Source organism: Prescottella equi (assembly GCF_020171745.1).
Classification (GTDB): domain Bacteria; phylum Actinomycetota; class Actinomycetes; order Mycobacteriales; family Mycobacteriaceae; genus Prescottella; species Prescottella equi_A.
Genome location: NZ_JAIVAH010000027.1, coordinates 93196 through 112035, shown reverse-complemented (window position 1 = coordinate 112035; position 18840 = coordinate 93196). Strand labels below are relative to the sequence as shown.

Here is an 18840-nt window from a genome sequence, read left to right as displayed (position 1 = left end):
TTGGAGAGCGTCATGAAGCTTCTGAAAGCCTCGAAGGCCGCCGCCGCGTCCGTTCTCGTCGTGGCGGCGCTCGGCGCGGGGACCGGCACCGCGTTCGCGGCGACCGCCCCCGGAGACGTCTCCGTGCCGCTCGTGCAACCCGTCGTCGACAAGCAGACGGCACAGGACAATCTGATGCGCGAGCTTCAGATCGGATGGGAGACGGGTGGCCCCGCAGGAATGGCGATCGGTGCCGGGGTGGGACTGGCGATCGGCTGTGTCTCGATCTTCCCGAACTTCGTCGCGGGCTGCATCCTCGGCACCGGCATCGGCGCCGGAATCGGCGCCTACAACGGCATCACCGGCGCCAACCCGAATGTCGAGCCGGCGTTCTACGAATGGCTCAACGCCACACCGTGAGTCGGGGCGGGTCCCCGGCGGGTGATCGTCACGGCCATTCGTAGGGGACCTCGTCGGTGACCTGCAGGTCGTCGCACAGCCGGCGGATCGCACTGCAGTCCTGCAGAAGGTTCCGCCGACCGGTGTCGTGTGCGGCGTCGGCCACGATCGTGTCGCCCCCGCGGACGTTCTCGTGTTCCAGAACCGCCGACCAGGTCGTGAAGTCGTTGGACCGGAACGCCTCGAGCCCTTGCGCGAGTCCGGCCAGCAGCCGACGCCGGTCGTCGCCGTCCAAACGCTCGTACACGATCTTCAGTAGTTCCCCGGCAATGGAGGAGTGGCAGTACTCGTCCCGGCGGTGCAGCACCACGGTGGCCCGATTCACCGGTTGCAGGTCCTCGTCGTCGGTCATCAGGCCCAGGTACGAACTGATCGACGTCTCGGCCACGGTCGTGAACGCGAGCGACACCAGCGCCGACTCCCGCGGCGTCTGGGCGGCGTCCACCGCTTCCTGATGACGACGCACCGTCGGCCCGTACGGCAGTCGGCGCTCGGGCAGATCCCAGCCCCGACGGCGCCGGGTCAGCGCACTCGCGTTCAAGTGCATGAGCGTGTGGTACTGCTCGTCGACCATCGCCTGCATCGTCGCGACGGTGAGGGTGTCGCCCAACCCGGTACCGAACGCGTCCTGCGACAGCAGCCGGAAACCCGGGTTGACCACGTACTGTTCGACGTCCATCACGTTCTTGTTGTAGGCGATCCACGCCCACGCCAGGATCCGGCGCCGCACCGGATCGTCGAGTCGCATGAACACGTCGTGGTCGTGGAACGGGATCAGCGACTCGGGATAGTCCGCCTTCTCCGGGTCGAACAGGTCGTCGAGGTCGGGTTCGGGGCGCTTGACGACGGCGCGCCGCGGCCAACTGCCGGCGAGGCTGCTGATGATCGCACTCTCCACCGGGTCGGACGGGTCGAACGGGGGCAGCGACGGCAACCGCAGCAACTCCTCGTGCTCGGCCGCCTCGTCCCCGAATGCGTTGTCGGTCACGGCGTTCCTCCCCCCGGTCGGTCCCTCGGCGCGAGGGGACCGGCGAACAGGTCCGCGCACAGCGCCCGGTAGTGCTCGACGTGGTCGCCGAGCGGGGCTCGCGCCGCCGCCATCAGCTCCCCGAACTCGCGCTCACCACCGTGTTCGACGACGTCGGACAGCCGCCGCAGCGCTGCGGCCAGGGCGGTGCGGGCCTGCGCCGCCTCCGGGTTGCCGGCCTGGATGTCGTGATAGACCTCGGGTACCCCCGAGCCGACCCGCGCGAGCAGCGCGAGCAGCGTCGTGTGCGGCGGGGTCGCGGCGTCGACGAGCGTGTCCGCGTCGACGCCGAGATCGCCGAGCGCCAACCCGAACGCTAGGACCGCCGCATGGGTGAGGGCCTGCGTCGCGGCGGCGGTGCGATCGTGCTCGTCCGCGCTCATCGCGACGATCCGTCCGCCCCACCCGGTCACCGAGTCGAGGAATCGCTCGACGGCGGGGGAGTCGTGGTGGACCACCGCGGCGACGGCCCGGCCCGGCATTCCCAGCCCCGGAGCGAACAGCGGGTTGATCCCCACGGCCGGCCGGGTCGGCGCGGCCTCGCGCAGCACGCGCGCGATCTCCGTCTTCACCGACAGCGTCTCCACGAGCAGTCCGCCGGGTTTCATCACCAGGTCGACGACGGGGACCGCCTCGAGTGCGACCGCCTCCGGCACCGCGAGGACCACCACGTCGGCGGCCGCGAGCGCGGCCCGCACCGCCGGGTCCGGGGAGACGACGTCCCCGCGCAGCACACCGGGGCCGGACGTCCGCGGAACCCGGTCGACGACCGTGATCGAATCGCCCTCGGCGCGAGCCGATTCCGCGAGCATCCCACCGACCGCACCAGCCCCTCCGACGATCACCAGCGCGCACGTCGTCGTATCGGGGGGCGTGGTCATCGATCACCCGCCCGATCGGCAGCGGAATCCTCCCGCTCGCCGTCGTCGTCCGCCGAGGTCACCGACAGGCAGCGCCGCATCGTGACCGCCTTGACCATCGTCTCCTCGAGTTCCTCCTCGGGATCCGAAAGCGCCACGATCGCCCCGCCGACACCGAACGTCACCTGATCGTCGGTCGCCACCATCGTGCGGATCACGATCGAGAAGTCGGCGGTGCCGTTGATCGAGAAGTAGCCGATCGCACCCGAGTAGACGCCCCGCGGCCCCTCCTCGAGCTTGTCGATGATCTCCATCGTCCGCAGCTTCGGTGCCCCCGTCATCGACCCGCCCGGGAAGGCGGCCCGCACGCAGTCGACGGACGACACGTCGTCCCGGAGGGTGCCGCGCACCGTCGACACCAGTTGGTGCACGGGCGCGTACGTCTCGACGTCGAACAGCTTGGGCACGTGTACCGAACCGGGGACGCACACCCGCGACAGGTCGTTACGGACCAGGTCGACGATCATGAGGTTCTCGGCGCGATCCTTCTCGCTGTCGAGCAGATCCTGGCGCAGCGCCGCGTCCTGCTCCGGGGACGCGTGCCGGGGGCGGGTGCCCTTGATCGGCTTCGAGTCGACCACTCGGTCCGCGCCGATCCGCAGGAACCGCTCCGGGGAGGCACTGAGCACCGACACCCCCGAGAACTGCAGCAGCGCACTGTACGGGGTGGGACTGATCTCCCGGAGCGTCTCGTAACTCTGCAGTGGATCGATCACCCGGTCCACGGTCGCAGCGTTCGTCAGGCACACCTCGTACGACTCGCCGGAGCGGATCTCGTCGAGGCACTGACCCACCAGCGCCAGGTATTCCTCGTGGCCGTGCCGCAGACGAGGTTTCGTGTCGTCCTCGAGCTTCACCAACGGATGCGGCGGTGGCGTCTCGACCGCCTCGGCCAGCTGCCGGATGCGAGACTCGGTGTCCGCGAACCACTTCGCGACCCCGGGGTCGTCGGGCGCCTCGCTCAACGCGAGCAGATGACAGCAGCCGCCGAGGTGGTCGATCACCACCGCGCGGTCCGCGAACACGAATGCGGCGTCCGCGGTCGGCGACGTGTGGACCAGCTGGCTGCCAGCGTCCGCCTTGAGCTCGTACCCGAGGTAGCCGACGTAGCCGAGCCCGAACGCGAACGGCAGGTCCGGTATCGGCGGCACTGCACGGGTACGGAGTTGCTCGTCGATGTAGTCGAAGAACCGTCGATGCACCTGCTCGTCGGGTCGGCCCTGCCGCTGCACGCACACCGTGGTCTCGGCGACCCGGTAGGTGATGTACTCGGCGAGCGGACCCGAACAGTCGCCCATCACGGAGAATTGCGACTCGGGCTCGAGCGCGGCGCTGCCGTCGAGCCAGAAGCTGTTCGGACCGTGCGCGAACAGGTTGGCGTAGACCGCGTGCGGATCCACCGCCCGATCCACCCGCGTGCTCGACACGTGATAGCGCGGCGGCCGCTCGTCGGCCCCCGGTGTCGAAACGTTCGGTTCCGCGGGCATCGTCGGGCGGGTCGCCCGCCGACCCGATCGGGCGGGGGTCAGGTCCCGGAAGTTGCCGAGGAGTTCCCGGCCGTACTGGGTGCAGATCGACTCCGGATGGAACTGCACACCCCACAACGGGTGCGTACGGTGTCTGGCCGCCATGACCAGGCCGTCGTCGGTCCACGCCTGCTCCTCCAACTCCGGAGGCATGGCGTCGACGATGAGGGAGTGGTAGCGCACCGCCTGGAACGGCGACGGGATCCCCGAGAAGATGCCGGTCCCGGTGTGCCGGATCGACGAGATCCTCCCGTGCATCGGCACCGGTGCCAGCCCGACACTGCCGCCGAAGAGGTGACACAGGCCCTGGTGGCCCAGGCACACGCCGAGCACCGGTATCTCCCGGTTCGCGATCGCCCGCGCGCTGATCCCGAAGTCCCGTTTGCGGTCGGGACGTCCGGGACCGGGCGAGATGACGATGTTGTCGAAGTCGTCGAGCGGCACCGACGCCCAGTCGGCGTCGTTGTGCACGACGACGGGTGGCTCACCGTTGACCTCCGACAGCAGGCTGTAGAGGTTGTAGGTGAACGAGTCGTAGTTGTCGATCAGGAGCGTGCGGGTCGCCATGGCGCCATCAGCCCGTCACATGATTCGCGTCGCCTGCCGTCCCGATGACCAAGTCCTCGACCCGGCAGGTTTCGCCGATCATCACCTCGTACAGCCTGCGCAGGAACTCCGGTGACAGTCCGTTGGAGCGTGCGAACTCCTCCGCGCGGTCCTGCACCAGATTCACCCGCTGGGGCTGCATCATCGGGATGCTTCGATATCGCTTGACCTCGGCGATCCGGACACACACGTCGATCCGTGCACGGATGTCCTCGAGGAAGCGGCGATCTATCTCGTCGAGTTCGGCTCGAAGCCGGACGAGGCTCTGCTCGTCGACCGGAAACGTTCCCGTGGGTTGTTCTGAGGTGTCGGCCGTGACCGGGCCGCTGGTGTCGTCCATACGCCACCTCGCCTTACGTCTACTGGACCTGCGCGGTAGTTCTGCGAGCAATCGCGTCAGCCGGATCCGCTAGCTGCGTGCGTTCCTTTCATGATGGCACGGGGGCGAAAGCGTGGCGAATCTTCGGCGATTTTGCGGCGGCCCCGAACCGTCGCCCCGAACGGTTCGGTTTCGATGCGGTCACGAACCCCGTGATGTGTCCGGATTCGATTGCAGCGCACGCGATCGCACGGTATTCGCAAGCGAATCAGCGGGTGCCGCAGCGTGGTTCACCCGAACCGCATCGGCACCACGCCGGTGTCGCATATGCTGGGGCGCCGTTCGGCCGAATCGCACCCGTCATCGGATTCTCGGGGCGATCTGAAAAGCGTGGTTTCGGCGGACATGAACCGTTTGTGGTGCCGTGCTTTTCGAGGGGGATTGTCCATGTCGTCAGCTCTGTTTCCACCGCCGCGTCGCGCCGGGCTCGCCAGGCGCATGACGGGAGCCACCGCAGTCGCGATCGGACTCCTGGTCGCGCCCGTCACGGCACCGGTGCCGGCCACGGCCGCGCCCGCCCCCGTGGCGGCCGATCCCGATCCCTTCTACGGCCAGCCCGCCGATATCGGTGACCACGCGCCGGGGGACGTGCTGGCGGCCCGCCGGATGCCGCCGCTCCCTCAGTTCCCGGGCACCACGATCTGGCAGGTCCACTTCCGCTCGACGGGCTCCGAGGGCCGCCCCATCGCGGCCGTCAGCACGATCCTCGTCCCCGACGTCCGCCCGCCGTCCGGGCCGCTGCTGTCCTACCAGCACATCATCAACGCGCTCGGCGCCCGCTGCGCCCCGTCACGGACGCTGTACACCAACGACCCCGATCTGATGATCCGGGAGGCGCCGGCGCTGAACGTCGCGCTCGCCCGCGGATGGACCGTCGCTCTGCCCGATCACCTCGGCCCGTCCAGTGCCTACGGTGCGGCCCGGCTCGGCGGTCAGATCACCCTCGACGGGATCCGCGCCGCGCAGCGCGTGCCCGAGTTGGGACTGGCCGCGAGCCCGGTCGCAATGGCCGGGTACTCCGGTGGCGGGATGGCCACCGGGTTCGCGGCGGCGCTCGCTCCGTCGTATGCCCCGGAACTGAACATCGTCGGTGCCGCGGCGGGCGGGGTGCCGATGAATCTCGGCAAGATGGCACGCGGCCTGGGGACGGCACCGCATCCCGCGTTCGGGCTGGCTCTCGCCGCGGCCCTCGGCCTCGAGCGCGAATACCCGGACCGGTTGCCGGTGAGCGATCAGTTGAACGCGCAGGGCCTCGCGATGCGCGACGCGGTCTCGGACGCCTGCACCAACGGCATCCTGGTCACCGGCGCGGGACACAGCGCGTCGGAGATCGCCACGACCACCGACCTGCTGTCCAGCCCGTCGGCACAGGAAGTCCTGTCCGACAACAGCATCGAGGACTACCCGGGAGTGCCCACCGCGCCGCTGTTCGAGTGGCACAGTCCGACCGACGTCCTGATCCCTGTCGACTCCATCGACGCGACGCTGCAGCGGTACTGCCGGGCCGGAGCGAAGGTCGAGTCGGAACTGTTCCCCAGCCCGGACCACCTCACCACCGCGGTCCTCGGCGCACCGCGCGCGCTGGACTACCTCGACGCCCGCTTCCGCGGCGAACCGGCGCCGAGCAACTGCTGATACACGTCGGCTGATACACGTCGGCGCCGCCACGACAAGGTCGTGGCGGCGCCGTGACGGTTACGTGAGGGGCTAGGCTCCGCGGCGCTTGGCCTTGAGCAGGTCCAGGCGCTCCTTGAGCAGGTCCTCGAGCTCCTCGACGGAGCGACGCTCGAGCAGCATGTCCCAGTGCGTACGCGGGGGCTTGACCTTCTTGACCTCGGGCGCGGCGCCCTCGATCAGGGTGCCTTCGAGGCCGTTCTTGCACATCCAGACGCCGGGGATCTCGGCCTCGTCGGCGAAGGGAACGTCGAACTCCTCACCGTTGTCGCACCGGTAACGGGCCATGCGGCGGGGGGCCAGGTCGTGGTCACGATCGGTCTCGTAGCTCACCGCTCCGAGTCGGCTACCTCGAAGTACGCGATCTGCCATGGTGTGTCCTCTCTTCGTTCGTCACCGCGCCAGTTCGCCGGGGGGCGCACCGAGCGTTCACAACCATCTACAACGTCCCGGAATCTCGAATCGTTCCCGAGACTCACGTGGATGCGGCCGCACCATCTTACCGGGCGGTCGTCCCGCGGCCCGCAGTAAGGTGTGCGTTCATGGCCGCAGCGTCCCGGAGACCCGAATCGTGTGTGTGGTGCGGGCGCGAGGTCGCCCCGGCCGGCATCGGCCGTCGCCGCCGCTACTGCCGGCAGTCCTGCCGGCAGCGCGCCTACGAGCAGCGCAACGCGGTCAAGGGCACCTCGATTCCCGCCGACGCCGTCGTCCTCAGCGTCGACGAGGCGTCCGCGCTCTCCGACCGGCTGTTCGAACTGCGCTGCGCGGCCGAGGACATCGCGACCGCCGTGGCGGAGGGCGCCGAGGGCCGCGAACTCTCCGACCTCACCGACCGACTGGTCGCCATGGCTCGCGACGCCGAACGGTTCCGCTGACCCCACCCGGAAACCTGTCCGCGCCTCCCGGAACCCCACTACCGTGGGAGACGTCAGCGTGGAACAGACCGGAAGGGCAGGACCATGACGACCCCAGAACACCATCCGCACGACCCGGCCGACCACCCGCACGTCCACGGCAAGGATTGTGGACACGAGACGGTCCAGCACGGCGACCATGTCGATTACATCCACGACGGGCACCGCCATGCCGAACACGAAGGCCACTACGACGAGCACGGCAAAGCCGACTGAGCACACCGGGCCGTCCGTGACGCGCCACGGGGACCAGCCCTTCGCCGGGCTACACGAAACCCACTCCGGGGTGGTGATCCTCCTCGGCGATCGCGTCTACAAGACCAAGAAGCCGATCCGCACCGAGTTCCTCGACTTCCGTACCCGGGAGGCGCGTCTGACGGCGTGCAAGAACGAGGTGGAGCTGAACCGGCGCCTCGCCCCCGACGTGTATCTCGGGGTGGCCGAACTCGGGAATCCTGACGGCACCGACGGTGAGCCGATGGTCGTGATGCGGCGCATGCCCGAGCAGGCACGGCTGTCGACGCTGGCCTGCGCGTCGTCGGCCGAATGCTCGGACGCGGTGGATGCGATCGCCCGGATCGTCGCCGACTTCCACCGCGGCGCCGCCCGCGGACCGCGGATCGACCGCGAGGGTACCGCCGAGGCGGTCCGTCGGCGCTGGCACGACAACATCGGTGAGACGCGCGGACTGCACCAGACCGTCGTGGGGGAGGACCGCCTCGACGCGCTCGAGCGAACCGTCGACCGGTATCTGGACGGCCGCGGGCCGCTGTTCGCGCAGCGGATCGCCGACGGCTGCATCGTCGACGGGCACGCAGACCTGCTCAGCGACGACATCTTCTGCCTCGACGACGGACCCCGCATCCTCGACTGCCTCGAGTTCGACGACCGACTCCGCTACCTCGACCGGATCGACGACATCTCTTGTCTGGCGATGGATCTCGAGTTCCAGGGCCGATCGGATCTCGCCGAGCGCCTGCTGCGCCGCTACCGCGAGACCCTCGCCGAGACGGCCCCCAACTCGCTCGTCCACCACTACATCGCCTACCGCGCGTTCATGCGCGCCAAGGTGGACTGCGTCCGCTTCCTGCAGGGCCGGGCCGCATCCGCGGACGACGCGCTGCGGCACACCGCACTCGCGGAACAGCACCTCGACCTGGCCCGGTGCCGGCTGGTCCTCGTCGGGGGCCTGCCTGCGACCGGCAAGTCCACCGTCGCGGCGAAGCTCGCGGAAGGCGTCGGCGCCGAACTGATCTCGAGCGACCACGTCCGGCGTCACCTGTTCGCCGCCGACCGCGCCGCGACCCCGGACCCCGGGTATCGCGACGGCCGGTACTCGACCGACTCCACCGACCTCGTGTACACCTCGATGCTCGAACAGGCCGGTGAGCTGCTCGCCCTGGGCCGCTCCGTCGTGCTCGACGCGTCCTGGACGCACGCGGAGCATCGCCTGCGCGCCGCCGAGACCGCCGTCGCGGCCTGCGCCGATCTGGTCCAGCTCCGGTGCACGGCCCCCGCCGAGCTGACCGAGCGCCGGCTGCGGGAACGGGCCGCGTCGCGACGGGATCACGACTCGGAGGCCACACCCGCAGTCGCGGTCGCGATGGCCCACGACGCCGACCCGTGGCCCGACGCCACCGGGATCGACACGTCCGGAGCGGTCGACGCCTCACTCGCTTCCGCGACCACGGAATGGTCCCGCCATCCGCACTGAGGACCCGAACGACACACCGACTGTCAGGGCACCGTCCAGCCGCCGGCGCCAGGCAGGACTGTGATGGCCGGGTACCCGGGCGGCCCGTCCGGTGCGGTGACGGTGGCGACCACGAAGCCGGAACCGGTGTTGGCATCGACGCTCGGATACCCGAGGTACACGGTGTCGGCCGCTCCGGTCGAGAGGTTGCGCCAATGGATGAAGACACAGCAAAAGGTGTGCCCGGTGAACCTGGTGACGCCGGGCATCTCCGGATCGGTGCCGGCAACTACATGACCGGCGCCCGCAGAAGGCAATCCGGGCGGATAGAACCCGACGGCTGCGATGGGGACGGGGAACACGGTGTCGGTCGGTGCGGCAGCCGCCGGTTGCGCCGTCAACAGCAGTACGGCACCGGCTCCAGTGACGACGAACGCTCGAAGAAGACGCAGATGGTTCATCGGTGAACCTCCGGCTCTGGTGGCCCCGCTCCCGACCCCGGCGCAGGCCGACGGTGTAGCTCAGCCTACGACCGCAGCTCAGTAGGCCACGGCGCTTTCGGGATCGGGGCGGACAGCTGTTTCCACTGGTAAGCGGCGCGGATGCCCATTCGAAACTCCGTCAGGGCCTATCATCCGGGTCTAGCCTGACCTGACAGGGTAGGGACGGCAAACAGGCTCCCTGAGGTTTGCAGCTGGCCCCTTGAAGAGGAGTGGCGATGTCACACCGGTTCCAGATGAAGCGCTAGTACATTCTGTGGATGACACAGGCAGCGAAGCACGTGGTCGCAAGTGAACTTGACATCGTCAACGGCGTGCACCCGCCCGCCGTGAGTGGAGTCGGCGCGGCCCCGATCTACGCCGGACAGACCTCCTGCAGCAGGGAATTCGGCCTGGGTGGAGATGGCGTTGCTTGCGAGTGAACGGGATTGGCGCACAGGCCGAATGGTTGGCATCTTCGGGATGCTCGGCCTGGTATGCGGGTTGGCGTCGGTGGGCATCTTCGAGTGGATATGGTCCAGGTCCCAGGGGTGGACGATCGAAGTCGGCTCAATCTGGCTGGGGGAACCGAGGACCGGCGATGTTGTCGCAGTCGACGGCCCATCTGTGGACTGGTGGGCATACCTGCTGATGGTGGGCGTGCCGACGCTCATCGGGGTCCTTGCAGGGCTGCTGATGGCGCGGATGAGGTGGCGGCTCTCACGGACACGCTGAAGCGCACCTCAGGCAAGCAACAAGCGCTACCGCGTGGCCGGGCATCGGCGGACCGGGACATTCACGGGACACCCGGCCGGGTACCTACCGCATACAGTACGTCGGGGGCGGACAAGATCACCCACCCGAACGAACGCAGCATCTTCCCAGCTCAACACCTAATTCGTGCGCCGCACCGCACGTCCGGGGAGAGACAATCCGGGCGCGTCCCCATCTCACACGGTTCGCGGGGAGCCGGTGGGCGGGCTTGACGGCACGACGGTGCGCGCCCGTTCTGACGGTGGTATTGGCAGCTGTCTTCGCAACCTCAGCTCGGCTTACCCCCGAAGAATCCGAACCCCGCCAGCCAGTCGATTGCTGCGGCGACGGCGGGCGTGAATGGGCCGAAGTAGGTCCACAGGTCCATCTGGATCACCTCCACTCTTTACCGGCAGTATCCGCCGAGAACGGGAAGCCCATGGGGATCGACTCCCAGAACGGGTCCCTCTGGCTACCTGTGATGCACTGAAGGCCGAGTAGGCGCAAGGCAGACGGTCAGCCCTGCACGGAGGCCAACCGCTGGGCAGCCGTGTCTACGGCATTCTCACATGCGCCCGAGAATCGACCCGCGAATCCCGCCAACTTCGCCTTCGTGAAGCTCTGTGACCGTAGCTGAGTCCCGTGATCCGCACGTCAGAAAAGTCCACAAATGACTGGGGTAGGCCGGCCAATGCCTTTTAGTTCGGCGGGTTCCATCTGCTGTGACAACCTGACGGAACGACCGTGCAGCCTCGACAGGATCCGCTTGCCAGTATCGAGTGGCGGTCGCGTGACACGGGCTGGGTCGCGTGGGTGGCCTTTCTGCCGATCCTTCTGCTCCTCGTTTCGGTGCCGGCGGCAGCACTTGAGAGCGATCGCTGTCCGATGCTTGGTGACGTGCTGGGAACGTGGATCTTGGTGGGCGCCTTCGGCTTGGTGGTGTCCGTCCCTGCGATGGTGGTGTCGCTGTTCGGCGCGGCCGCTCTGAAACAACAGTTCCGTTTCGGACGCTGGCTCGCCTCGATCGGTAGTGCCGCAGTCATGCTCATCGTCGCTGCTCTCACCTACGGCATCGTCGCGGAAGCGCTTGCGCCGCCTGAGAGGCGCGACCCTAATAGCTGGGGACCAGCACTCTCGCCCCTCGCAGCGTCCTTGGTGCTCGTCCCGTACCTCGCGATCGCCGTGGTCAATGTGTACGTGGTTGTCCGGCTTTGGAAGCGACGCGTGTAGCGAACGACTCCTGCGCCCGACACCATCCGTGCGGTCTGGGTGTGCTCCGGCTGGCCCGTGCTCGTTCTGACAGCGGTCTCGGCGACCGGGGCACAATCAGTCCATAGCTTGGAGTTGGTCCGCTGTCGGTTCAGTAGCAGTAGCCGCCCAACGCACACGGCCAGTTCTCGACCACCCACTGCCGCGTCTCGGGTGAGATTACGCCCGCAGGCAACAGCCAGTAGATCCATGGAAAGTCCATCTCGATCATCTCCTATCAGGGGCAGTGTCCGCGGAGGTCGCGTGGGATCCTGGCGACTACGGAACGTAGACGGTTGCGATGCCCGGCGTGACGAACGAGCTGCCGGTGTGTACGACGACGACAACAACGTGCCCGGTCCCGGTCGGCAGGACCGTTTCCGGGTATCCGTCCGGCGTTCGGGTGGAGCCGGAGGCTCCGCTCGACAGGTTCAGCCAGTGCACTTCGGACAGTTGTAGGCACCCTGATCTGCCTTCCCGTCTGCGTTCCTCTGGACCGGTGATCGTCACCGTCCCAGGCTGTTCGCCGACCACGGCCACGCAGCGGATCGAGGGAAAATCGAAGCTTCCGTACGGGTCGATCTGGAACGGGACGGTGACCGCGGCGGAGGCGGCGGCCGCCGGCGCCAGAACCGCACCGGCCACGATGGCCGCGCAGGCGACCGATCGGCGAACGAAATCAATCATGGCGACCTCCAAGAACAGTCGCGACCACGCTTCTTGTCTTCGCTGCGCCAACGCCGAGAGTGCGCCAGTGACACGTGATGACGATCGCATCTAAGGTACTACCCACGAACCGGCCGTCGGCAGAATCGTGATGGTCGGTCTGCCCAGATAGTTGGCTGGCCAGACCGAGGCGACCAGAATTCCCGACCCGGTGTTCGCGTAGCCGTGTATAGGTCGCTCGTCCAACACCCAACCCACCTCGGAGACTCCCGTTGCACCGGTCGTGAGGTTGCGCCACTGCACGGTGCAGGAGCAGCCTGTCCCGGTGACAAATCGAGTGAGTGCAAAGGGGGACGGATACCCGGAAGCGGTCCTGCCGACCGGAACCGGGCAGGTCGTCATCGTTGCCACTTCCGTCGCGGGCCCGTACACACCGGGCGTCGCAATCGTCTCCGTTCCGTTGGCGACAGCCCCACAGTTCGGGGGCGGCTGCCGAATCGGTCAGGGGACCGTCCAGGCGCCGGCGCCGGGCGTGGCGGCGATTATCCGGTATCCGGGCCCCACAGGGGGAATTGTGACCGAGGCGACTACCGTCCCGGAGCCGGTCACGACCGATGTGCCGTAACGGTTGTCGAGGTATGCGACACCCGCTGCACCGGTGGAGATGTTTCGCCAGTGGACGTGGAGACCGGTGTAAGGCCCCAAGCGGGTCACTCCGGGAGTGTCGGGGTCGGTCGTGGCGGTCAGATAGAAGTAGCCCGAGCCCGGGAGTCCCGTCACGCCGACACTGATCCCCGCGATGGGAATGGGGAGGACCGTGTCGGTCGGTGTGGCGGCGGCCGGCTGGGCCGCGAGGAGCACCGCTGCGCAGGCTCCGGCGACGACGGATGCTCGGCGTAGACGGTGATGTTGGATCATCGGCGGTCCTCCCTGCCTGGTGGCCCGATCCCGGCGTCTCGCCTAGATTCCGGCGTCGCGCCTAGATTCCGGCGTCGCGCCTAGATTCCGGCGTCGCGCCACACGTCGTCGACGCGGCGCCGACCCGTCCGCGGCACCTCGTACTCGTCGGCCGACGGCGTCCCCAGACGCACCACGACCTGCGGGAACCGGCCACGCGCCCCGGAGGCGACCGCGGCCTCCCGCACCATCTCCCGACTGGCCGCGATCTCGGTGACGTGGGTGAGCGGGCACGTCCCGAGTCCGCGGGCGGTGGCCTCGAGCAGCAACTCGGACAGTGCCTCTCCGCACCGTAGCCAGTCCAGCCGGGTGTCGCTGTCGGTGGTGAGCACCGCCAGCGCGGCCTGATCCGACACCCCGGGTGGTTCGAGCACGCCTCGCGGGAAATCTCGCCCGACCGGCACTGCGCCGCCGTCCGGCAGCGCACTCGCAGGGATGCCCCCCTCGGCGTGGGAATGTCCCGTCCACCAATACAACTCGGCGTGATACGCGGCGTCGTGCCGGCGAGCGTCGGCGCCACTGCGGGTGGCCTCGGCCAATCGGGACGGCCCGTCCTCGCCGAGGAACGTGATCGCGACGCCGTGCCGCCCGAGAAGGTCCGCAAGACCGGCCAGCGCATCCGCGGGCGGGACACCGAACGCGCGGCGGTCGGTCCACCGGCCCGCGATCGCCTCCCGCAGCGACCGGGTGCGTTCCGAGTCGTCGGCCGAGACGAACGCGACGGACGCCAACAACATCGGGTTGCCGGGATCGGGCAGTCGATCGACCACGGCGCCGAGACCGTGCTCGGAGACCGCAACCTCGAGATGGTGCAGGGCCGTGCCGCAACTGATCACCATCTGCCGGGCCAGCGGATCGACGACGGGCAGCGCCCGCAGCCGGTCGGCATGCAGTTCCAGGCTCCCGCAGCTGAACACCCACGACCACGGCTGGCTGTTGTGGACCGACGGCGCCCGGCAGGCGACGGAGACCGCCGCCCGGATCGGCTCGGGAGCCGTTCGGGTGCCCATGCATCGAGTGTGGTCCCACCGGCCTGCCACGGCAAGATCCGCGCAGGTGCCGACGGTTCGGACGCGATACCGGAAACCGCTGTGAGGATGCCAGGCTCGGGTGTTTCCTGGAGGAAACCGTCCGAGTCGTCTTCGTCGATGGAGTCCGTATGGGAAGTGCACCGATCGTCGTCGGCGTCGACGGATCCGCGAGTGCCCGCGACGCCGTGCGCTGGGCCGCGGGCGAGGCCTCGGTGCGCGGCGACCCGCTGCTGCTGATCACGAGCGTCACCACCGGCGGCATCGGAATGTCCTCTCCGTTCAGCGACGACTTGCGGATCAGCGGCGAACACGCACTGCAGGAGGCCCTCGCTCTCGCCGAGGCGGTGGGACCGACGGACACCTCGACGGAGATGGTGACGCTCACCCCCGTCCACGCCCTGATGAACCACGAGGGCACTGCCCGGATGATCGTGCTCGGCACCCGCGGGCTGGGGGAGTTCACCGGCGGCCTCGTCGGTTCGGTGACCTCCGCGATCGTCCACCATGCCGCCTGCCCGGTCGTGGTCGTGGCGGGCTGGCCGCGGCCCGGTGAGCCCGATTTCGACGGTCCCGTCGTGGTCGGCGTGGACGGCACCGAGACCAGCGAGCCCGCCGTCGGGGCCGCATTCGCCGAGGCGGCCCTGCACGGGGCCGACCTGGTGGCGTTGCACGCGTGGTCCGATCGCACCCTGCCGGACGGACCGCTCCCCACCGCGTGGGCCGACATCGCCGACGCCGAACAACATCGGCTGGCCGAGCGCCTGGCCCCGTGGCGCGACGATTACCCGGACGTGTCCGTCAAACAGGTGGTCGTGCAGGACCGTCCGGCCCGGAATCTGCTGATGCGCGGAGCCGGTGCCCGTCTGATCGTCGTCGGTAGCCGCGGTCGCGGCGGTTTCCACGGCATGACTCTCGGATCCACCAGCGCGGCACTGCTGCGGACCGTCACGATCCCGCTGATGGTGGTGCGCTCACACTGACTCGCCGGTCCACACCCCGCCGCCGAGCGTGCTGTCGGGGCTGGCTCCGCTGCCGCGACAGATCATCACCGGGCACGGCGCATGGTGCAGCAGGTTCTGGCTGGTCGACCCGAGCAGCGCGCCCGAGATCCGGCTCCGGCCCCGGCTGCCCACCACCACGAATCGCGCCTGCCCGGCGTACTCGAGGAGTGTCCGGCCCGCACTGTTCTGCTCGAGAACCGTCTCGACGTCCACATCCGGCCACGCGGCCGAATGCCCGGCCATGCTCTCCGCCATCAGCGCGCGTTCCTCGGCCTCCACCGCGGACCAGTCGACGAGCCGGAACGCCCCGTACCGCTGCACCGTCCGCGCCGGGCCCCACGCGTGCACGGCCACCAGCCGCGCACCCAGCACGGCCGCGTACTCGTACGCGACGCCCACCGCGTGGATGCTCAACGCGCTGCCGTCCACGCCGACCACGATCGGCCGATCATCGGACGCCGCCGGCGCACCGCCGCGGCACACCAGCACCGGACACCGGGCGTGGTTCGCGACCCGCTGCCCCGTCGAGCCCACCAGCATCGCGCCCACCGTGCCCGCACCCGTCGCCCCCAGCACCAGCAGCCCGGCCCGGGCACTCAGATCCACCAGAGTCGCGGCGGGTGGACCCGGATACTGCGCGGACGTGGCCTCGACGTCGGCGAACTCGGCGCCCACCAGCTCACGGGCGCGCCGCAACATGCCCTCGGAGTCCGACTCGAGCTTCTCGGTGAACTGCGCCTGGATCAGCACCGCCGCCTCGCTCAGGTAGACCCCCGGGCTCGGCAGCACGTGCACGATGTGCAGGGGAGCGGACCGGCGACGGGCCAGTTGCGCCGCCCACCGCAGCGCGTCGAACGACGACGGTGACCCGTCGACGGCGGCCACCACCGCACCCTCGGCGAAGTCCGTGTCCGCGTCGGTCTCCATCGTCGAACCTCCCTCAGACGTCGGGCGCTGTCTCCAGCGTGCCATCGACGACCCGACCGGGGCGGGACCCCAGACCCTGTCCGCGCGGCACCGTCACCCGACTGCCCGACGCGAGCACGTGCTCCGACCCGTCGATGTCGACCCGGATCGGCGGGGCCTGACTCCGGCGCGTCGACACCGTCACCGACGCGTGGTCGCAGCGCACGTGGATCCAGTGCCCGCGGTAGCGGACGTCGAATTCGAGGGTCCGCAGCTCGTCGGGCAGCTGCGGATGCAGCCACAGCACCCCGGCACGGATCTCGAAACCCGAATAGCAGCGCTGCAGTATGTCGATGCTGCCCGCCATCGCACCGAGATGGATGCCCTCACGGGTGGTGCCGCCCTGGGTGTCGGACAGATCCGATTCGAGTGCCTCGCTCAGCATCTGCCACGACCCGCGCCGATCCCCGCGCGACAGCACCCACGCATGCGTCACCCGGCTGAGCGTCGACCCGTGCGACGTCCGCGCGAGATAGAACTCGACGGTGGCCGGGATCGACGCCGGATCGAACGGATAACCCATGTCGCGCACCAGTGCCGACAACTCCTCCGCTGAGAACAGATACAGGAGCATCAGCACGTCCGCCTGCTTCGACGCCCGGTACCGCCGGCAACTGTCGCCCTCCGCCTCGAGGATCAGGTCCAGCCGCCCGATGTTCCCGTACCGCGCGCGGTAAGCGGTCCAGTCCAGCTCGCGCAGCGACTCGTAGCCCTCGAACTGGGCCGGCAACCCGTTCGCGAGGAAACACAACCGCAGCCGACGGCGCAGATAGTCCCAGTGCTCGATCTCCTCGGCCGTCACCCGGAGCCGCTCCCACACCCCGGCCGCCTCGTTCTCGCCCAGGATCCGGTAGGCGTCGAGCGCCCGGGCCAGCGCCCACGACGTCATCACGTTGACGTACGCGCTGTTGTCGATGCCACCGCCGGGCCGATCCGGATACCCGTCGTGGAACTCGTCCGGGCCCATCACCCCGCGGATGTCGAACCGATCGTCGGCGGGGTCGTACACCGCCAGGCTGGCCCACAGCCGCGCGTTCTCCACCAGCATCTCGGCCCCGAAGCTCGCCAGGAAGCCCAGATCCGCCGACGCCTCCCAGTAACTCCAGACGTTGTAGGCGACCGCGAGCCCGACATGGAACTGGCGGCGCGAATGGTCCGCCATCCACCGGCCCGAGCGCGGGTTGAAGAACAGCCGCGGCGTCTCCTCCCGGCCGTCGCTCCCGCTCTGCCACGGGAACAGCGCCCCGCGCAGACCCTGCGCCTGGGCCAGTCGCCGCGCCTCCGGCAGCCGCCGGAACCGGTACAGCAGCAGCGCCCGGGTCAGCTCCGGCAGCCGCAGGTTCAGGAACCCGAACACGAACATCTCGTCCCAGAAGATGTGTCCGCGATAGCCCTCGCCGTGCAGCCCCCGCGCCGGCACCCCGACGTCGAGGTCCGCGGTGTGCGGCGAAAGCGTCTGCAGCACATGGAAGATCTGCACGTTCGCCGCCAGCCGGGTGCGCACGTCCGCGTCGACAAGCACCTCGAACCGGCGCCACAGCGACGCCCACGCCTCCACGTGATCCGCCAGGATGCGCTCGAACGCACACGCGCCGTGCGCGGCCTCGCGTGCCGCCAGCCCCGGCTCCGAGATGGCCCGATCGTGCGACGTGAACATCGCAACCGTCTTCTCGACCTCGACGCTGCGGCCCGCCTCGACGTCGAGGGAGATCTCGTCGGCCACCGCATCCGATTCGAGGCACCGGCGACGTTCGACGTCGACGAACATCCCGTCCACCCGCACCCGGGTGCGCGCCGCCTGCGCCACCCGCAGCCGCGACTGGCTGGTCTCCGCGTGCAGCCACACCACGTCGCTGCCGGACGGCCCCGTCGTCACCTCGGTCAGATGCCGATCGGCGAACCGGGCCAGATCCGGCACGTTGGTGTTCCGGACGGTCCCGTCGAGCGCCGACCTGATCGTGAGCCTGCCCGACCAGTTCTCCGGCCGCAGCAGCGTGTCGACCACTCCGAGATGCGAGTCCGCCATCGACACCAGCCGCCGCTGCCGCAGCCGGGTGCGACGACCGTCCGGGTCGACCAGCACCGTCTCCCGCAACAACAGGCCACCGCGGACGTCCAGACCGACGTGATGGTGGCCGACGGTGACGTCACCGCCGGGGGAGAGCCACGGGCCGTCGTCGATCCGGAACGTCACGCCCACCCAGTTCGGCAGGTTCACGATGCTCTCGTCCTCGTGCCGGATGTCGTCGATCAGCGAGTCGAGCCGGTTGTAGCAGCCGGCGACGTAGGCGCCGGGATAGTGCACCCCGTCGGCGCGGGACTCCGACAGCGCGCCCCGGACGCCCTGGTAGCCGTTGGCGAGGGTGAGCAGCGATTCCCGCTGTCCCTCGCTGGTGGGATCGAACCCGAGATACGTGAGCAGCCACGCGCCACTGTCCCCGTCGGACGCCGTCAGCGCGCACAGTTCGCACCCGGGATCGGGTCGTGCACCGACGGCGGACACGGCGCCATTGTCCCACGCGCGGCGCTGGGCAACCCCGGTCTCGACGTGGCAGCATCACC

Annotated in this window: 17 protein-coding genes and 1 pseudogene; 7 read left to right on the top strand and 11 right to left on the bottom strand. The window is 69.1% G+C overall.

Translation table 11 applies throughout. From position 1 onward, the window contains the following. Positions 1-12: 12 nt before the first annotated feature. Positions 13-399: a hypothetical protein gene (locus tag LCL87_RS21920; protein WP_225023552.1), complete on the top strand. Its 387-nt coding sequence runs from the start codon at positions 13-15 to the stop codon at positions 397-399. 28 nt (positions 400-427) lie between these two features. On the opposite strand, the gene LCL87_RS21915 is transcribed toward LCL87_RS21920, so the two are convergent. Genes LCL87_RS21915 through LCL87_RS21900 form a run of 4 tightly spaced genes read right to left on the bottom strand, consistent with a single transcriptional unit; the run spans position 428 to position 4857 of the window. Beyond that, positions 428-1426, bottom strand: coding sequence for an AurF N-oxygenase family protein (locus LCL87_RS21915; RefSeq protein ID WP_225023551.1), 999 nt, complete (start codon positions 1424-1426; stop codon positions 428-430). Continuing rightward, the gene (locus tag LCL87_RS21910; RefSeq protein WP_225023550.1) at positions 1423-2346 is read right to left on the bottom strand and encodes a prephenate dehydrogenase dimerization domain-containing protein; all 924 of its coding nucleotides are present in this window, start codon (positions 2344-2346) and stop codon (positions 1423-1425) included. The genes LCL87_RS21915 and LCL87_RS21910 overlap by 4 nt, the downstream gene beginning before the upstream one ends. Continuing rightward, positions 2343-4478: an aminodeoxychorismate synthase component I gene (gene pabB, locus LCL87_RS21905; RefSeq protein WP_225023549.1), complete on the bottom strand. Its 2136-nt coding sequence runs from the start codon at positions 4476-4478 to the stop codon at positions 2343-2345. Before pabB ends, LCL87_RS21910 begins: the two co-directional genes overlap by 4 nt. A 7-nt stretch (positions 4479-4485) precedes the next feature. Next, complete coding sequence (locus LCL87_RS21900) at positions 4486-4857, bottom strand: chorismate mutase family protein (RefSeq protein ID WP_225023548.1); 372 nt, start codon at positions 4855-4857, stop codon at positions 4486-4488. Positions 4858-5283: 426 nt separating this feature from the next. Between LCL87_RS21900 and LCL87_RS21895 the strand changes: the two genes are divergently transcribed. Continuing rightward, positions 5284-6531 carry a lipase family protein gene (locus LCL87_RS21895; protein WP_510850836.1) on the top strand — a complete coding sequence of 416 codons (1248 nt, stop codon included), beginning with the start codon at positions 5284-5286 and terminating at the stop codon, positions 6529-6531. A 72-nt stretch (positions 6532-6603) separates the two neighbouring features. On the opposite strand, the gene LCL87_RS21890 is transcribed toward LCL87_RS21895, so the two are convergent. Further along, entirely contained in the window at positions 6604-6942 is a 339-nt protein-coding gene (locus LCL87_RS21890; protein ID WP_225023547.1) for an RNA polymerase-binding protein RbpA, read from the bottom strand. 170 nt (positions 6943-7112) lie between these two features. On the opposite strand from LCL87_RS21890, the gene LCL87_RS21885 reads away from it, so the two are divergent. From LCL87_RS21885 to LCL87_RS21875, 3 genes and pseudogenes are all read left to right on the top strand, one after another. Continuing rightward, on the top strand, positions 7113-7445 hold the full coding sequence (locus LCL87_RS21885; protein WP_225023546.1) for a hypothetical protein: 333 nt from the start codon (positions 7113-7115) through the stop codon (positions 7443-7445). A gap of 90 nt (positions 7446-7535) precedes the next feature. Next, a pseudogene (locus tag LCL87_RS21880) lies at positions 7536-7700 on the top strand (zinc transporter permease); the annotation flags it as partial. A 16-nt stretch (positions 7701-7716) separates the two neighbouring features. Next, positions 7717-9198, top strand: coding sequence for an AAA family ATPase (locus tag LCL87_RS21875; RefSeq protein ID WP_225023545.1), 1482 nt, complete (start codon positions 7717-7719; stop codon positions 9196-9198). A 23-nt stretch (positions 9199-9221) separates the two neighbouring features. Here the strand turns inward: LCL87_RS21875 and LCL87_RS21870 are convergent, their stop codons facing one another. Then, on the bottom strand, positions 9222-9638 hold the full coding sequence (locus LCL87_RS21870; protein ID WP_225023544.1) for a hypothetical protein: 417 nt from the start codon (positions 9636-9638) through the stop codon (positions 9222-9224). Between the two features lie 1515 nt (positions 9639-11153). Here LCL87_RS21870 and LCL87_RS21865 point away from each other — a divergent pair. Then, positions 11154-11639, top strand: a complete 486-nt coding sequence (locus LCL87_RS21865; RefSeq protein ID WP_225023543.1) for a hypothetical protein — start codon at positions 11154-11156, stop codon at positions 11637-11639. Positions 11640-11936: 297 nt separating this feature from the next. Here the strand turns inward: LCL87_RS21865 and LCL87_RS21860 are convergent, their stop codons facing one another. The 3 genes from LCL87_RS21860 to LCL87_RS21850 all read right to left on the bottom strand — a co-directional run bounded on the left by LCL87_RS21860 (position 11937) and on the right by LCL87_RS21850 (position 14290). Continuing rightward, positions 11937-12356, bottom strand: coding sequence for a hypothetical protein (locus tag LCL87_RS21860; protein WP_510850835.1), 420 nt, complete (start codon positions 12354-12356; stop codon positions 11937-11939). Positions 12357-12824: 468 nt separating this feature from the next. Beyond that, the gene (locus LCL87_RS21855; RefSeq protein WP_225023542.1) at positions 12825-13241 is read right to left on the bottom strand and encodes a hypothetical protein; all 417 of its coding nucleotides are present in this window, start codon (positions 13239-13241) and stop codon (positions 12825-12827) included. Between the two features lie 80 nt (positions 13242-13321). Continuing rightward, on the bottom strand, positions 13322-14290 hold the full coding sequence (locus LCL87_RS21850; RefSeq protein WP_225023541.1) for an Acg family FMN-binding oxidoreductase: 969 nt from the start codon (positions 14288-14290) through the stop codon (positions 13322-13324). A 149-nt stretch (positions 14291-14439) separates the two neighbouring features. Between LCL87_RS21850 and LCL87_RS21845 the strand changes: the two genes are divergently transcribed. Then, on the top strand, positions 14440-15291 hold the full coding sequence (locus tag LCL87_RS21845) for a universal stress protein (protein ID WP_225023540.1): 852 nt from the start codon (positions 14440-14442) through the stop codon (positions 15289-15291). On the opposite strand, the gene LCL87_RS21840 is transcribed toward LCL87_RS21845, so the two are convergent. Beyond that, a complete protein-coding gene (locus LCL87_RS21840; RefSeq protein WP_225023539.1) occupies positions 15283-16239 on the bottom strand; it encodes a universal stress protein in 957 nt (318 codons plus the stop codon). The genes LCL87_RS21845 and LCL87_RS21840 overlap by 9 nt on opposite strands. Before the next feature lie 13 nt (positions 16240-16252). Continuing rightward, on the bottom strand, positions 16253-18781 hold the full coding sequence (locus tag LCL87_RS21835) for a glycosyl hydrolase family 65 domain-containing protein (protein ID WP_225023538.1): 2529 nt from the start codon (positions 18779-18781) through the stop codon (positions 16253-16255). Positions 18782-18840 lie beyond the last annotated feature (59 nt).

Excerpts from the sequence above, each read along its gene's own strand:
- LCL87_RS21895 (WP_510850836.1), top strand. The coding sequence starts at position 5,284 with ATGTCGTCAGCTCTGTTTCCACCGCCGCGTCGCGCCGGGCTCGCCAGG.
- LCL87_RS21910 (WP_225023550.1), bottom strand. The coding sequence starts at position 2,346 with ATGACCACGCCCCCCGATACGACGACGTGCGCGCTGGTGATCGTCGGA.
- LCL87_RS21900 (WP_225023548.1), bottom strand. The coding sequence starts at position 4,857 with ATGGACGACACCAGCGGCCCGGTCACGGCCGACACCTCAGAACAACCC.
- LCL87_RS21885 (WP_225023546.1), top strand. The coding sequence starts at position 7,113 with ATGGCCGCAGCGTCCCGGAGACCCGAATCGTGTGTGTGGTGCGGGCGC.
- LCL87_RS21845 (WP_225023540.1), top strand. The coding sequence starts at position 14,440 with ATGGGAAGTGCACCGATCGTCGTCGGCGTCGACGGATCCGCGAGTGCC.
- LCL87_RS21855 (WP_225023542.1), bottom strand. The coding sequence starts at position 13,241 with ATGATCCAACATCACCGTCTACGCCGAGCATCCGTCGTCGCCGGAGCC.
- LCL87_RS21850 (WP_225023541.1), bottom strand. The coding sequence starts at position 14,290 with ATGGGCACCCGAACGGCTCCCGAGCCGATCCGGGCGGCGGTCTCCGTC.
- LCL87_RS21920 (WP_225023552.1), top strand. The coding sequence starts at position 13 with ATGAAGCTTCTGAAAGCCTCGAAGGCCGCCGCCGCGTCCGTTCTCGTC.
- LCL87_RS21890 (WP_225023547.1), bottom strand. The coding sequence starts at position 6,942 with ATGGCAGATCGCGTACTTCGAGGTAGCCGACTCGGAGCGGTGAGCTAC.
- LCL87_RS21840 (WP_225023539.1), bottom strand. The coding sequence starts at position 16,239 with ATGGAGACCGACGCGGACACGGACTTCGCCGAGGGTGCGGTGGTGGCC.
- LCL87_RS21870 (WP_225023544.1), bottom strand. The coding sequence starts at position 9,638 with ATGAACCATCTGCGTCTTCTTCGAGCGTTCGTCGTCACTGGAGCCGGT.
- pabB (WP_225023549.1), bottom strand. The coding sequence starts at position 4,478 with ATGGCGACCCGCACGCTCCTGATCGACAACTACGACTCGTTCACCTAC.